General features: G+C 72.4%; 12 protein-coding genes. 7 read left to right on the top strand and 5 right to left on the bottom strand.

Features of this window, described 5'->3' with window-relative positions; translation table 11 throughout:
• Positions 1-149 precede the first annotated feature (149 nt).
• The 3 genes from rpsA (at position 150) to coaE (ending at position 3593) form a co-directional block, all read left to right on the top strand.
• Positions 150-1643, top strand: a complete 1494-nt coding sequence (gene rpsA, locus ACFV4N_RS11630; protein ID WP_499672437.1) for a 30S ribosomal protein S1 — start codon at positions 150-152, stop codon at positions 1641-1643.
• Between the two features lie 164 nt (positions 1644-1807).
• Positions 1808-2407, top strand: coding sequence for a hypothetical protein (locus tag ACFV4N_RS11625; protein ID WP_499672436.1), 600 nt, complete (start codon positions 1808-1810; stop codon positions 2405-2407).
• A gap of 28 nt (positions 2408-2435) precedes the next feature.
• Entirely contained in the window at positions 2436-3593 is a 1158-nt protein-coding gene (gene coaE, locus ACFV4N_RS11620) for a dephospho-CoA kinase (RefSeq protein WP_499672435.1), read from the top strand.
• On the opposite strand, the gene ACFV4N_RS11615 is transcribed toward coaE, so the two are convergent.
• Both ACFV4N_RS11615 and ACFV4N_RS11610 read right to left on the bottom strand, forming a co-directional pair.
• Positions 3569-4087: a ribonuclease FAU-1 family protein gene (locus tag ACFV4N_RS11615; protein WP_499672434.1), complete on the bottom strand. Its 519-nt coding sequence runs from the start codon at positions 4085-4087 to the stop codon at positions 3569-3571. The two genes, coaE and ACFV4N_RS11615, sit on opposite strands and share 25 nt — an antisense overlap.
• A gap of 136 nt (positions 4088-4223) precedes the next feature.
• Positions 4224-4736 carry a ribonuclease FAU-1 family protein gene (locus ACFV4N_RS11610; RefSeq protein ID WP_499672472.1) on the bottom strand — a complete coding sequence of 171 codons (513 nt, stop codon included), beginning with the start codon at positions 4734-4736 and terminating at the stop codon, positions 4224-4226.
• Positions 4737-4843: 107 nt separating this feature from the next.
• On the opposite strand from ACFV4N_RS11610, the gene ACFV4N_RS11605 reads away from it, so the two are divergent.
• Entirely contained in the window at positions 4844-6082 is a 1239-nt protein-coding gene (locus tag ACFV4N_RS11605; RefSeq protein WP_499672433.1) for a DUF5685 family protein, read from the top strand.
• 247 nt (positions 6083-6329) lie between these two features.
• Positions 6330-8516 (top strand): excinuclease ABC subunit UvrB, encoded by a 2187-nt coding sequence (gene uvrB, locus ACFV4N_RS11600; protein WP_499672432.1) that lies wholly within the window; start codon positions 6330-6332, stop codon positions 8514-8516.
• A 131-nt stretch (positions 8517-8647) separates the two neighbouring features.
• On the opposite strand, the gene ACFV4N_RS11595 is transcribed toward uvrB, so the two are convergent.
• Positions 8648-9748: an SDR family NAD(P)-dependent oxidoreductase gene (locus tag ACFV4N_RS11595; RefSeq protein WP_499672431.1), complete on the bottom strand. Its 1101-nt coding sequence runs from the start codon at positions 9746-9748 to the stop codon at positions 8648-8650.
• A gap of 95 nt (positions 9749-9843) precedes the next feature.
• Between ACFV4N_RS11595 and ACFV4N_RS11590 the strand changes: the two genes are divergently transcribed.
• Together ACFV4N_RS11590 and ACFV4N_RS11585 are read left to right on the top strand one after the other, a co-directional pair.
• Entirely contained in the window at positions 9844-10497 is a 654-nt protein-coding gene (locus ACFV4N_RS11590) for a TetR/AcrR family transcriptional regulator (RefSeq protein ID WP_499672430.1), read from the top strand.
• Positions 10498-10557: 60 nt separating this feature from the next.
• Positions 10558-10902, top strand: coding sequence for an MmcQ/YjbR family DNA-binding protein (locus ACFV4N_RS11585; RefSeq protein WP_499672429.1), 345 nt, complete (start codon positions 10558-10560; stop codon positions 10900-10902).
• 115 nt (positions 10903-11017) lie between these two features.
• On the opposite strand, the gene ACFV4N_RS11580 is transcribed toward ACFV4N_RS11585, so the two are convergent.
• Entirely contained in the window at positions 11018-11944 is a 927-nt protein-coding gene (locus ACFV4N_RS11580) for an ABC transporter permease (protein ID WP_499672428.1), read from the bottom strand.
• Positions 11941-14095, bottom strand: a 2155-nt coding sequence (locus tag ACFV4N_RS11575; protein ID WP_499672427.1) for an ATP-binding cassette domain-containing protein, incomplete at its 5' end; no start/stop codon positions are given. The genes ACFV4N_RS11580 and ACFV4N_RS11575, both read right to left, overlap by 4 nt.

The raw sequence follows: 14095 nt of genomic DNA, 5'->3' as shown, positions 1-14095 counted from the left end.
GCCGCGTACGATATCGCCTGCGTAGTGGGTTCGCGCTGCTCATGATCGGTGATCACCTGGTGAGTCGGTCTTCGCGGTCGGGGCGTGCCCGCCGCACAGCGTCAAACCCGCAGGCCAACTAACCAATCCGTACCGGAGCCACCTACCTGATGTCCACCGACACCACCACTGTCCCGGCTGCCACCGCGCCGAAGCAGCAGATCGCTATCAACGATATCGGGACGGAGGAGGACTTCCTCGCCGCCATCGACAAGACCATCAAGTACTTCAACGATGGCGATATCGTCGAGGGCACCATCGTCAAGGTCGACCGGGACGAGGTCCTGCTCGACATCGGCTACAAGACCGAGGGCGTCATCCCCTCGCGCGAGTTGTCGATCAAGCACGACGTCGACCCCAACGAGGTTGTGAAGGTCGGTGACGAGGTCGAGGCCCTGGTCCTCCAGAAGGAGGACAAGGAAGGTCGGCTGATCCTCTCCAAGAAGCGCGCGCAGTACGAGCGCGCCTGGGGCACCATCGAGGCCCTCAAGGAGAAGGACGAGCCGGTTCGCGGCACGGTCATCGAGGTCGTCAAGGGCGGCCTGATCCTGGACATCGGCCTGCGCGGCTTCCTCCCCGCCTCCCTCGTGGAGATGCGGCGCGTGCGCGACCTCCAGCCGTACGTCGGCCGGGAGCTCGAAGCCAAGATCATCGAGCTGGACAAGAACCGCAACAACGTGGTCCTGTCCCGCCGCGCGTGGCTCGAGCAGACCCAGTCCGAGGTCCGCAGCGAGTTCCTCAACCAGCTGCAGAAGGGCCAGGTCCGCAAGGGCGTCGTGTCCTCCATCGTCAACTTCGGCGCCTTCGTGGACCTGGGTGGCGTGGACGGCCTGGTGCACGTCTCCGAGCTGTCCTGGAAGCACATCGACCACCCGTCCGAGGTCGTCGAGGTCGGCCAGGAGGTCACCGTCGAGGTCCTCGACGTCGACATGGAGCGCGAGCGCGTGTCGCTGTCGCTCAAGGCGACGCAGGAAGACCCGTGGCGCCAGTTCGCCCGCACCCACGCGATCGGCCAGATCGTGCCGGGCAAGGTCACCAAGCTGGTTCCGTTCGGCGCGTTCGTCCGCGTGGACGAGGGCATCGAGGGCCTGGTCCACATCTCCGAGCTGGCCGAGCGCCACGTGGAGATCCCGGAGCAGGTCGTGCAGGTCGGCGACGACGTCATGGTCAAGGTCATCGACATCGACCTGGACCGCCGCCGCATCTCGCTCTCGCTGAAGCAGGCGAACGAGGGCTTCACGCCGGACTCGGAGTTCGACCCGACCCAGTACGGCATGGCCGCCGAGTACGACGACCAGGGCAACTACATCTACCCCGAGGGCTTCGACCCGGAGACCCAGGAGTGGCAGGAAGGCTTCGACAAGCAGCGCGAGGAGTGGGAGCGGCAGTACGCCGAGGCCCACCAGCGCTACGAGGCCCACATGAAGCAGGTCGCCAAGGCCGCTGCCGCCGAGGAGGAGGCCGCCGGCGAGACGAACTACTCGTCCGGTGGCGACGCCCCGGCCGCCGCGTCCTCGACGGGCGCCCCGGCCCAGGCCGGCGGCACCCTGGCCAGCGACGAGCAGCTCGCCGCGCTGCGGGAGAAGCTGTCGGGCGGCGCCTGATCGCTCCCGGTTCGCTGAACCACCCCGGTCGCCCCTCGCCCACCACGGGCGGGGGGCGACCTCCTTTTTCCGGACTCTCCACCTCCACGCAGAGTCACCGGGACCTGGCTCTTCGCCGCGAAACCCCTCCATTGCGCTAAATTGATCGCCCTATGGGTGCGCGGATGGTGGTGCTCGCGGTGCTGGCGGTGCTGTGCTCGGCGTGCTCGTCCGAACCGCCGCCGGCCGCGGCGCCGCCGCAGATCCCGACGATCCTGCCGCCCACCACGATCACTCGGGTCCCGCAGATGGTGGACCGCGAGCTGCCCACCGACTGCGAGCTGATCGTGCCCACCGAGGTCCTCAACACCCACCTCGGCCACGAACTGCCCGGCGCGCTCCAGCAGATCATCGGCATCCGCGAGCCGTCCATCGGCCGCACCGCCAAGATCGACTGCTACTACGGCGTCGGCGAGGGCCGGGGCATCGCGACCGCGCCGGTGGTCGTCGGCCTGGCCACCTACGTGGACGAGCCCACCGCCGCCGGCCGCGTCACCGAGAGCGTGGACGCCGAACGCCGGGAGGGCGCGACGTCGGCCCGGGTCGACGTGGGCAGGCACGAGGCGTCCCTGGTGACGGCGCGGGACGAGCGGCTGCTCATCGGCTCGCTGGGCAAGACCACGTTCGTGGCGCGCGCGAAGGCGGGCGTCGTCCCGGACGACAGGGTCGGCGCCTTCCTCGCCGCCGTGGCGCAGCAGGCCATGACCCCTCTCGAAGAGCACTGAGGCGCCGGCAGCCGGCAGGCTGTGCGCCATGTTGCGCGTGGGTCTCTCCGGGGGAATCGGGTCGGGCAAGTCGACGGTGGCGGGCAGGTTCGCCGAGCACGGGGCGGTCGTGATCGACGCCGACCGGCTCGCCCGGGAGGTGGTCGAGCCCGGCACCGAGGGCCTGGCGGAGATCGTCGAGGCGTTCGGCGCGGACGTCCTGGAGGCCTCCGGCGCGCTCAACCGCCCGGCCCTGGCCGCGAAGGTGTTCAGCGACGAGTCGGCCCGCGCCACCCTCAACGGCATCACCCACCCGAGGATCGCCGCCCGCACCGCCGAGCTGATCGCCGCCGCGCCGCCCGAGGCGATCGTCGTGCACGACGTGCCGCTGCTGGTCGAGAACGGCCTGGCGCCGCTGTACCACCTGGTGGTGATCGTGCACGCGGAGGCGGAGGAGCGCGTGCGGCGGCTGGTCGGCCGCGGCCTGGCCGAGGACGACGCCCGCCGGCGCATCGCCGCCCAGGCGGACGAGGGGGAGCGCCGCCGGGTCGCGGACGTGTGGCTGGACAACTCCGGCACCCCGGACGTGGTGCTCGCGCGGGTCGACGAGCTGTGGGCGGACCGGCTGGTGCCCTACGAGGCGAACGTCCGGCTGCGGCGCCCCGCGGGCGGCTCGCCGGTCGTGGTGCCTCACGACGGGACGTGGCCTGCGCAGGCCGCGCGCGTCGCGGCCCGCCTCGGGGTGCTGGCCGGCGGGCGGCCGGTCGAGCACGTCGGCCCCACCGCCGTGCCCGGCCTGGCGGCCGAGGACGTGCTCGATCTCCAGCTCGGCGTGCGGTCGCCGGAGGAGGCGGCCGAGCTGGAGGACGTGCTGTCCGACGGCGGTTTCCCGGGCCTCGGCGTCGCCCAGGACCCGGTCGGGCGACCCGGTGACGCGCCGGAGCCGCGGGGCGAGCGGCTGCACCTGGGCGCGGACCCGGGGCGGCGGGTCGCCCTGCACGTGCGGGTCGAGGGCGGCCCGGCGTGGGAGTGGGCGCTGCGCTCCCGGGACTGGCTGAGGGCCGACGCGGCGGCCCGCGCCGAGTACGAGGCGCTGGTCGAGCGGTGCCGGCGTGACGGGCTCGACCGCGCCGAGGCCGAAGAGCTGTGGGGGGAGCGCGCCGCGGCCCGCGCCGAGGCGTTCTACAGGGACGGCCAGGTGTCGTAGATGCCGCGGTGGGTCAGCCAGACCTGCAGGTCGTGGCGGTGCAGGCTGACCTCCTCCAGGGTGCGGTGCACGGTGCGCAGCGCCTGGTCGGCGTCGTCGGGACCCAGCACGCGCCCGGCGACGGCGGCCGCGAACTCCTCGGAGCGCACGATCCGGGCGGTCGTGCCGCCCGGCACGGCCAGGCCCAGCAGCAGGTCCGTGGTGCGCCACGAGCGGCCGTCGCGCCGCACCCGGACCGCGGTGAGCACGCTCGGGCCGCTGCGGGCGTGCCGGGAGCGGGGGCGCTGGTGGGTCAGCCGCAGGCCCAGCTCCGGCATCAACCAGGTGACCTCGGAATCGGAGAACGGGTCCTCGGGCGTGGGGCACTCCAGCCTCAGCCCCCAGTCCTCGACCCGGCACGTGGTCAGGTGTCGCGACGTGCCGCTGGAGTAGCTGCGAACTGCGCTGACGGTGTCGACCACGTCGACGAGCTGAGGTGTGATGACCGCTCCCACGCGATCCGAGGGTAGCCGCAGGTGTGCTCCGGGTAACTGTCCGGGTCGATTTGTTACATCACGGTCTGTGGTGTATGCGGTCTCTATCCGGTGACGGAGTTTCGGCGCGATTGACCTGCGGGTGTCACTGTCTGTATTACCGGCGACGCCAGGTCGTGATCGTGCCCTGCGCGGCCAGCCAGCGGCACACGTCGTGACCGTGCGCGGCGATCCCGGCCACCGCGCGGTAGGTCGTCTCCAGCGCCCACTGGGCCCGGTCGGGCCGGACCAGGCCCCGGTCCAGGGCGGCCAGCAGCTCGTCGGTGTCCAGCACGGTCACGCTGCGCCCGGTGCGCACCACCAGGTCCAGGTACAGGTCGACGGTCTTCCACACCGACCCGCTGGAGCTGATCTCGGCCACGTCCACGTACAGGTCGTAGTCGCGCTCGTGGCCCGGGTGCCACGTCCACCGGCTGACGCGCAGGCCGTGCGCGGGCAGCAGCCACGACTCGGTGTGCGCCATGTCCGGGTGGCCGGGCATGGGGCGGGCCATGTAGAGGCCGTGCGGCGTCAGCCGGTACTCGTCGACGCCCCGCAGGTACCCCTTCGGGTCGGTGTTGCTCTTGGCGTCGATGTCGAAGTACTCGATCTTCGGCGGGTGGATGTGCATGCGGGTCCCGGCGGAGCTCGGCGTCACAGGGCCGACTTTAAGCAGCCTTACCCGTAGAACACTCACCTTTATCACCCAAAAGTAGGATGATCGCTTAGTCTTCGCGCATGTTCGGCATCATCCGCCCCTGCCGGAACCGCCTGGGCCCCGAGCTGCGCGAGTCGTGGCTGGCCCACCTGTGCGGCCTGTGCCTGGCGTTGCGCGACGACCACGGTCACCTCGCCCGCGTGGTCACCAACTACGACGGCCTGGTCATCTCCGCGCTGGTGGAGGCGCAGACCGGGCGTTCGCGGAGGTCGGCCGGGCCGTGCGCGCTGCGCGGCATGCAGTCGGCCGACGTCGCCGTGGGCGCGAGCGCGCGCCTGGCCGCGTCGGTGTCCCTGGTGCTGGCGTCGGCGAAGGTCGAGGACCACGTGTCCGACGGCGACGGCGCGTTCGCCCGCGCGCCGCTGCGGGGCGCGGGCAGGCGGGTGGCGCGCCGCTGGGCGACCCAGGCCGCCGAGACCGGCGCCGACCTCGGCTTCGACACCGCCGTGCTGGTGGACGCCGTGCGGCGGCAGCCCGAGGTCGAGGCGGCGGCCGGCCCCGGTACACCGCTGCTCGCGGTCACCGAACCGACCGAGACCGCCTCCGGCGAGGCCGCCGCGCAGGCGGCGCTGCTGGCCGGGCGGCCCGGGAACGCGGCGCCGCTGCGCGAGGTCGGGCGGCTGTTCGGGCGCTTGGCGCACCTGCTCGACGCGGTCGAGGACCTGGAGGAGGACCGGGCGTCGGGCGCGTGGAACCCGCTGCTCGCGACCGGCACGTCCCTCGCCGAGGCGCGCCGGCTGTGCGACGACGCCGCGCTGGGCGTCGAACTGGCCCTGCGCGAGGTCGAGTTCACCGACGACCGCCTGGTGCACGTGCTGCTGGTGCACGAGGTGCGCGAGTCGATCCGCCGCGCGTTCGGCGAACCCCACGCCCGCGACCACCGGCGCGACCACGTGCCGCCGTTCGGCGCGCCGCCCGAGACCTACTCGCCGCCGCCCGGCCACGTGCCGCCGCCCGGGTACGCGCCGCCCGGGGCCACCGGTCCCACCGGCCCGACGCCGCCCACCGGCCGCAAGCCGCGCAAGGGCGGCGGCGACCCGGCCGGTTCCGGCAGCGGCCTGTGGTCCTGGCCGAAGCTGCGGCGGCCGCCGGTGAGCCGGGGGTTCTTCGCGGGCTGCCTGGCGGTGCTGTACCAGTGCGGCACCTGCCAGTACTGCTGCCGCGACCCGTACCCGGGGCCGTGGAGCGGCAAGTGGCGCGAGGCGTGGTGCAACTGCGACTGCGGCTCGGGCTGCGACTGCAACGGCTGCGACTGCTGACCGCTGACCGCGCTGACTGCTGACCGCCGCCGCCCAGGGCCGCCCTGTCCCCCCGGCCTGGCCGGCTATCGGTCTGCTCCTGTCCTCCGGCCTGGCCGGCCACCGGTCTGCTCCTGCCCGCCGGCCCGGCCTGCCCACCTGCCGGCCCTCCGCTTCCCCGCCCCGCTCTCCGCGCCCAGCCCCCCCGGCTTTCCCCCCGGCTCTCCGCACCCAGCCCTCCCGGGGCCGTGACCTGCGCCGACGAAAAATGTCGGACCCGGGGCGTACCTTTCTAGGCGTGGCATTCCCTACCGAGATCCCGGTCAAGGCGCACTCGTCGCACCGTCCCGTCGGTGACATCCCCCGCACCGACGGGCAGTTCCGCGTGGTCAGCGACTACCAGCCGGCCGGCGACCAGCCCGCCGCGATCGCGGAGCTCGAACGGCGCGTCCGCGCGGGGGAGAAGGACGTGGTCCTGCTCGGCGCCACCGGCACCGGCAAGTCGGCCACCACGGCGTGGCTGGTGGAGAAGCTCCAGCGGCCCACGCTGGTGATGGCGCCGAACAAGACGCTGGCCGCGCAGCTGGCCAACGAGCTGAAGGAGTTCTTCCCCAACAACGCGGTGGAGTACTTCGTCAGCTACTACGACTACTACCAGCCCGAGGCGTACATCCCGCAGACGGACACGTACATCGAGAAGGACTCGTCGATCAACGAGGACGTCGAACGGCTGCGCCACTCGGCCACGATGAGCCTGCTGACCCGGCGCGACGTGATCGTGGTGGCCTCGGTGTCGTGCATCTACGGCCTGGGCACGCCCCAGTCGTACCTCGACCGCTCGATCCAGCTCCGGGTCGGCGGCGAGATCGAGCGCGACCTGCTGCTCCGCGCCCTGGTCGACGTGCAGTACGCGCGCAACGACATCGCGTTCAACCGGGGCACGTTCCGCGTGCGCGGCGACACGGTCGAGATCATCCCGGCGTACGAGGAGCTGGCCATCCGGGTCGAGTTCTTCGGCGACGAGATCGACAAGCTGTACTACCTGCACCCCCTGACCGGCGACGTGGTCAAGGAGGTCGACGAGCTGCGCATCTTCCCCGCCACCCACTACGTGGCCGGGCCCGAGCGGATGGAGAAGGCCATCCGGAACATCGAGGAGGAGCTGGCCGAGCAGCTGGACCGGCTGGAGCGCCAGGGCAAGCTGCTGGAGGCGCAGCGGTTGCGCATGCGCACCACGTACGACATCGAGATGATGCGCCAGGTCGGCTTCTGCTCCGGCATCGAGAACTACTCGCGGCACATCGACGACCGGCCCGCCGGCACCGCGCCCGCCACCCTCATCGACTACTTCCCGGACGACTTCCTGCTGGTCATCGACGAGTCGCACGTGACCGTGCCGCAGATCGGCGGCATGTACGAAGGTGACGCGTCCCGCAAGCGCAACCTCGTCGAGCACGGCTTCCGCCTGCCCAGCGCGCTGGACAACCGCCCGCTGACGTGGGAGGAGTTCGCCGACCGGATCGGCCAGACCATCTACCTGTCCGCCACGCCCGGCCCGTACGAGATGGGGCAGGCCGGCGGCGAGTTCGTCGAGCAGGTCATCCGCCCCACCGGCCTGGTCGACCCGGAGGTCGTGGTCAAGCCGACCGAGGGCCAGATCGACGACCTGGTGCACGAGATCCGCGTCCGGACGGAGCGCGACGAGCGCGTCCTGGTCACCACGCTGACCAAGAAGATGGCCGAGGACCTGACCGACTACCTCCTCGAACTCGGCATCCGGGTCCGCTACCTGCACTCGGAGGTCGACACCCTGCGGCGGGTCGAGTTGCTGCGCCAACTGCGCCTCGGCGAGTACGACGTGCTGATCGGCATCAACCTGCTGCGCGAGGGCCTCGACCTGCCCGAGGTGTCCCTGGTGGCGATCCTCGACGCGGACAAGGAAGGCTTCCTCCGCTCCGGCACCAGCCTGATCCAGACCATCGGCCGCGCGGCCCGCAACGTCTCGGGCGAGGTCCACATGTACGCGGACCGGATCACCGACTCGATGCGGCACGCGATCGACGAGACCAACCGCCGCCGGGCCAAGCAGGTCGCGTACAACGAGGAGCGGGGCATCGACCCCCAGCCGCTCCGCAAGAAGATCACCGACATCCTCGAACAGGTCTACGCCGAGGCGGAGGACGCCGTCGAGCCGGGTGGTTCGGGCCGCAACGCGAGCAGGGGCAAGAAGCCGACCGGCGACCCGGGGGCGTCGGGCCGCAGCTCGGGCGTGCTGGCCGACCGGAACACCAGCGGCATGGCCCGTTCCGAGCTGGCGGACCTGGTGCAGCAGCTGACGGACCAGATGATGAACGCGGCACGGGAGCTGCAGTTCGAACTGGCCGCCCGCCTGCGCGACGAGATCCAGGACCTGAAGAAGGAGCTGCGGGGCATGGACGCGGCGGGGGTGAAGTAACTCAATCGAGTGATCATGACGGCCACCACGTACGAAAACGCCGTCACGCTCATCGGTTGAGAAGAACGGAGCCCCGAGACCAACCCGACACGCCCCACCCCACCGGCAAGCGCAATCCCCGCCGGCAAGCCTCAAGCACCGAGCGGGACCGGCCAAACCACCTCCACCCGGTCCCGCTCGGTGACCAGCGCCCAGCACACCTCGGCGAGGTCATCGGGATCGACAACGCCCAGCCTCGCCCCAGCCCCACCCTCAGCCCTGACCCTGGTTCCGGCCCCAGTCCCAGCGCCAGTCGCCCCAGTCCCAGCCCCGGCCTCAGCGCTGGCGCCAGCGCCAACCCCGGTCCCGGCCCGAACGCCAGTCGCCCCAGTCCCGGCCCCGGTCCCAGCACTGGCCCCGACCTCAGCCCCTGGCCCGGCCCCAGCGCCAGCCGCCCCAGCACCAGTCGCCCCAGCCGCTCCCGCCGCCCCAACCGCTCCCACCGATGCCGCCGTCGTTGTCCCGCCCGCGGCTGGCGTGGCTTCGGCGGTGCCTTCCGGCCTCGCGCCTCCCTGCCTTGCCCCCTCCGGCAGCTTCAGCCCTTCCGGCGGCTTTGGCCCTTCCGGCAGCTTCAGCCCGTTCGGCAAGGTGAACTCGCCGCTGAGCAGGCGGCGGTACGCGGCGCTCCGGTCGACCATCGCGGCGACGGTGAGCATGCCCGCGTAGACCCCTCGGTCGGCCACCTCGGCGTGCAGCGACTGCACGTAGTTGCGCATGGCGGCCATCGCCGGGCCGATGCCGCTCATGCCCGGGTGTCCTTGCGAGGCCGAGGTGCCTTGGCCCACGAGGATGGCGCCGTCGCCCCGTTCCAGCATTTCCGGCAGTGCGGCGCGCACCAGTTCGACCGGTGTGAGGAGGAACAGGGCCAGCAGGTCGCGCAGCGTGTCGGCACCCAACTCGGCCGCGGGGGTGAAACCACGGGACGGGGCTGGTGCGTAGTGCAGCACGTCGATGCGGCCGAAGTGGTCCCTGATGGTGGTGATCAACCCGGGTGCGCCGGTCGGGTCGGACAGGTCGGCCGGGAAGGCTTCCGCTTCGACGCCGGCGGCCCGCAGTTCCGCGCGCAACGCCGTCAGGGGCTCGCGGCGGCGGGCGACCAGCGCCACCCGGTAGCCCTCGAGGCCGAACCGCTCGGCCACCGACGCGCCCAGGCCGGTGCCCGCCTCCAGCACCGCGATCGTCTTCGACGTCATGTGCGCCCCTTTAACTTGACGGTTTCGTCAAGTTCTGGGGCAGCGTAGCAATGAAGTTGAGAGCGGCGTCAAGTTCTTGCTGGGAGAATGGGCGCATGAGCACCACCGGCGGAACCCCTCGCCTGCGGCGGGACGCGCAGCGCAACATCGAGCGGCTGAAGGCGGCCGCGATCGAGGTGTTCCGCGAGCGCGGCTTGTCGACCCCGCTGGAGGACATCGCCACGCGTGCCGGCGTCAGCACCGGCACCCTCTACAACCGGTTCGGCAGCCGCGAGGCGTTGATCGACGCCGTGATGCCGGAACTGGCCTCCGTCCGCCTGACCCACCTGCTCGACCGGGTCCGCGAGCACACCGACCCGTGGCGGCGGTTCGCCGCCTACGTCGAGGGCATGGCCGCCCTCCAGGCGGAGGAACCCGCGCTCAACGACCTCCTCTCCCGCCGTTTCCCGAGCGCCACCGAGCTGACCCGCGTCTGCGACGAGGCCCTCGCCGAGGGCGCCCGCCTGGTCGAGGACGCCAAGCGCCACGGCTCGCTGCGCGCCGACTTCACCATCGGTGACCTGGCCATCGCCCTGTGGTGCAATGGTCAACTCGTTCGTGTCACGAGGGGCGCGGCGCCGGACGCGTGGCGCCGCAACATCGCCTTCTTCCTCGACGGCGTCCGCGCGAAGGCCGCCCACGACCTGCCGGTGGGGCCCGAGGCGCTGTTCGCGGTGCAGGACGCGTTGGCCGCACAAGCCCAGAGATGACCGCCCGACCCGCGACAAGGGACCTGCCGCGATCGGCTCCCCTCGCGCTAGCTTGGCCGGATGACGCTCGACGAGGTGATCGCCCACTGCCTGGCCAAGCCCGGCGCCGAGGAGAGCTACCCCTGGGGTGACGAGGAACTGGTCTGCAAGGTCGGCGGCAAGGCGTTCGCCTTCATCGGGCTCGCCGGCCACACCGTGGGCGTGAAGTGCGGCGCGAACGCCGAGGCGGCCGCCGAGTGGCGGGAGCGCCACCCGGGCGACATCACGACCAGCGCCTACGTCGGCCGCTACGGGTGGAACTCGGTCAACCTCAAGGGCTCCGTCCCGGGTGACGAGGTCCGCGAGCTGCTCGACGCCTCCTACGACGCCGTGGTCGCCAAATTGCCCAAGAGCAAGCGGCCTTGAGGTCCGGGGCGGGTCGCGCCCGGGAGCGGGCGGTGGACACGGGGCGGGCCGCGCCCCTGAGACGAAGGACGGGGGCGCCGGGTGAGAACCCGACGCCCCCGTCAAGATCCGGACCTCAGCTGGTGATGTCCTTGCGCGCGAACTTCCGCGCCGCCAGCAGCGTGAAGAACGCGCCGAACGCCAGCGCCGAGAACGTGCCCCGCGCGAGCTGCGACCAGTCCACGTCCGTCGACAGCAGGTCCACCCACGCCAGCGCGTAGTGCGTCGGCAGGTAGTCCCGCAGGTCCTCCAGCGCCGTGATCTGGTCCAGGATCTGCGACAGGATCGACACCAGCACGGCCCCGCCGACCGCGCCCAGCGGCGCGTCCGTGGACACCGACAGGTACAGCGCCATCCCGGCCACCCAGAACAGGTGGATCGAGATGTAGACGACCGCCAGCGCCAGGCCGTAGACCCCGGTCCCGAACGACGCGGCCTCGCCCGTGGGCGACACCGTCTCCCCGGCCCCGTACCAGAGCACGCCCACGCCCAGCGCCACCGCGGGCAGCAGCACCATCGCGAGCACCGACAGCAGCCCCGACGCCAGCGCCTTCTGCCGCAGCAGCCGGTGCCGGGGCACGGGGGCCGCCAGCAGGTACTTCAACGACGACCACGACGCCTCGGACGCGATCGTGTCGCCGAAGAACAGGGCCACGATCATCGGCAGCAGGAAGCTGCCCGACACGAACAGCGTCAGGATCACGAAGTTCACGCCGCTGGCCGTGGCCAGGTCGACGAAGCCGCCCGACCGCCGGTTCGGCTGCGACTGCCCGATCTCGAACGCGACCACCAGGATGAACGGCAGCAGCACCAGGAAGCCCAGCACCATCTGCGTCCGCCTGCGCCGCAGCTGCCGCGCCAGCTCGACCCGGATGCGCAGCGTCCGGCCGGCCCGGTAACCGGCCCTGGAGCCGTCCGGCGCGACCTCCGCCTGCTCGACCCGCGCCGCGGACGTCAGGTCCGCGACGGCGCCCGGGTCGGTGTGCACTCCATTGGTACTCATTCGCCCACCAACTCCAGGAACGCGTCTTCCAGCCGCCGGCGCGGACCGGCCTGGTCCACCGCCACGCCCGCTGCCACCAGGGCTTCCAGCGCGGACGCCCGCGGCGTGCCGTTGAGGCTCGCGTGGACCTGCTCGCCGTCCACGTGCACGTCGTGCACGCCGGACAGGCCGCGCAGCACGGAGGCCGCCTCCTCGGGCCGGTCGACCCGGAAGCTCGCCTCGCCGCCGCCCGTCGCGATCTCCTCGACCGGACCGGCCGCGACCAGCGTCCCCTTGTGCATCACCACGACGTGCGTGCACGTCTGCTCGACCTCGGCGAGCAGGTGGGAGGACACCAGCACCGTGCGCCCCGCCGCCGCGTAGCGGCGCAGCACCTCGCGCATCTGGTGGATCTGGGGCGGGTCGAGCCCGTTGGTCGGCTCGTCGAGCACCAGCAGGTCCGGCAGGCCGAGCATGGCCTGCGCGATCGCCAGCCGCTGCCTCATGCCCTGGCTGTAGGTCCGGACGCGCCGGTGCACCGCGTTGCCCAGGCCCGCGATCTCCAGGGCCTCCTCGACGTGCGCCTGCTCCTCCGGCCGGCCGGTGGCCGCCCAGTACAGCTTCAGGTTGGCCGCGCCGGACAGGTGCGGCAGGAAGCCGGACCCCTCGACGAACGACCCGACCCGGGACAGCACCGGCGCGCCGGGGTGCACCTTGTGCCCGAACACCCGGATGCCGCCCTCGGTGGGCCGGATCAGGCCCATCAGCATGCGCAGCGTGGTCGTCTTGCCCGCGCCGTTCGGGCCGAGCAGGCCCAGCACCTGGCCGTGCTCCACGCGGAACGACAGGTCGCGCACCGCGGTCAGCCCGCCGGGATAGGACTTGGTCAGGTTCTCGATCACCAGCGGCACGCCCGCCAGCTCCGGGTCGACGTCCGCGGCCAGCCGCCGCCGGAACCACGCCACCACGGCCGCGATCCCGCTCGCGATCAGCACGATCCCGATGCCCCACAGCGCGCCGGTCGGCACGTCGCTGGTCGCGTTCACGCCCGGCACCACCGGCACCGACAGCGCGGGCGAGGCCAGCGACACCCGGTACGCGGCCGGCTGGGAGGCGTTGGCGTAGGCCTGGTCGGTGGTGGACACCACGAGCTGGAACCGGTGGTCGGTCTCCACCGGCCGCACGGCGCCGGGCAGCGTCACGGTCACCTCGACCGGCGTGCCGTCGGCGGGCAGGTTCGACACCCGCACCGGCGCGACCGCCGAGCCGGGCAGCACCCGGACCCCGTTGGCGTCGGCGTCGTAGAGCTTCACGAACAGCACCGCGCCCTCGGGCGGCACCGGCTGGCCGGGCACCGCGGCGACGCGCAGCCGCACCGTGGACGAGCCGGTGAGCAGGGTCTGCCCGGTCTGCGGCTCGCTCTGGAACACGGCGGTCTGGCCGGGCAGGTCGAGCGAGAGGCGCGAGGACAGCGAGCTGGACCGCGACACCACCGACCCGAGGCCGGGCAGGCTGGACACGGCGGCCGGGTTGCCGCCCGCCGGGTTCACCACGACCTGCTCGCCCCCGGACAGGGGCACGTCCACGCGCCGGACCGGCTCGGAGCCCGCCAGGCCGGGGTAGGCGGGCGCGACGACGTTGCGCAGGGACGGCGCGCCGCTGCTGCGGAACGCGCCGACCACGGTGTACTCGAAGCCGGTGCCGGGGTCCTCGCCCTCGCCGCCGAGGTGGAACGCCAGCCAGTCGGCGATCTGCCCGCGCAGCTCCGGACCCGGCGAGCCGCCGTCGTGGCCGCCCGCGTACCAGACGACCTTGACCTTCGCGCCGTTGGCGGCGATCTGGCGGGCGTTGGCGTCGGCCTGGTCGAGGCCGAACAGGGTGTCCTGCTCGCCCTGCACGATCAGCGTCGGCTGGGTGATCTTGTCGGTGACGGCCGACGGCGACGCGCGGCGCAGCACCTCCAGGGTCTGCGGTCCGGCCTGGCCGGTGGTCGCGACCTCGGTGTAGGCGGCGCACACGTCGGCCTGGAAGCGGCCGCACGCGCCGGTGACCGGGCCGGTCGGCCGGACGTCGTCCGGCGCGGTGGCGGGCGGCTGGGTCGCGGCGGCCGCCGCGCCCCCCCGGCCCTGGTCGACGTCATCTACCAGGCCGGGTACGCTCGCCACCTGGCAG

This window comes from Actinosynnema sp. NPDC059797, assembly GCF_042732085.1.
Lineage (GTDB): Bacteria > Actinomycetota > Actinomycetes > Mycobacteriales > Pseudonocardiaceae > Actinosynnema.
Note: the sequence above shows the minus strand (reverse complement) of the source record. Positions and strands in the feature narration are given on the sequence as shown.

What these genes read in the sequence shown, in the direction of transcription:
- rpsA (WP_499672437.1), top strand. Translation starts at nt 150, where the DNA reads ATGTCCACCGACACCACCACTGTCCCGGCTGCCACCGCGCCGAAGCAG.
- ACFV4N_RS11625 (WP_499672436.1), top strand. Translation starts at nt 1,808, where the DNA reads ATGGTGGTGCTCGCGGTGCTGGCGGTGCTGTGCTCGGCGTGCTCGTCC.
- coaE (WP_499672435.1), top strand. Translation starts at nt 2,436, where the DNA reads ATGTTGCGCGTGGGTCTCTCCGGGGGAATCGGGTCGGGCAAGTCGACG.
- ACFV4N_RS11610 (WP_499672472.1), bottom strand. Translation starts at nt 4,736, where the DNA reads ATGCACATCCACCCGCCGAAGATCGAGTACTTCGACATCGACGCCAAG.
- ACFV4N_RS11605 (WP_499672433.1), top strand. Translation starts at nt 4,844, where the DNA reads ATGTTCGGCATCATCCGCCCCTGCCGGAACCGCCTGGGCCCCGAGCTG.
- uvrB (WP_499672432.1), top strand. Translation starts at nt 6,330, where the DNA reads ATGTCGGACCCGGGGCGTACCTTTCTAGGCGTGGCATTCCCTACCGAG.
- ACFV4N_RS11595 (WP_499672431.1), bottom strand. Translation starts at nt 9,748, where the DNA reads ATGACGTCGAAGACGATCGCGGTGCTGGAGGCGGGCACCGGCCTGGGC.
- ACFV4N_RS11590 (WP_499672430.1), top strand. Translation starts at nt 9,844, where the DNA reads ATGAGCACCACCGGCGGAACCCCTCGCCTGCGGCGGGACGCGCAGCGC.
- ACFV4N_RS11585 (WP_499672429.1), top strand. Translation starts at nt 10,558, where the DNA reads ATGACGCTCGACGAGGTGATCGCCCACTGCCTGGCCAAGCCCGGCGCC.
- ACFV4N_RS11580 (WP_499672428.1), bottom strand. Translation starts at nt 11,944, where the DNA reads ATGAGTACCAATGGAGTGCACACCGACCCGGGCGCCGTCGCGGACCTG.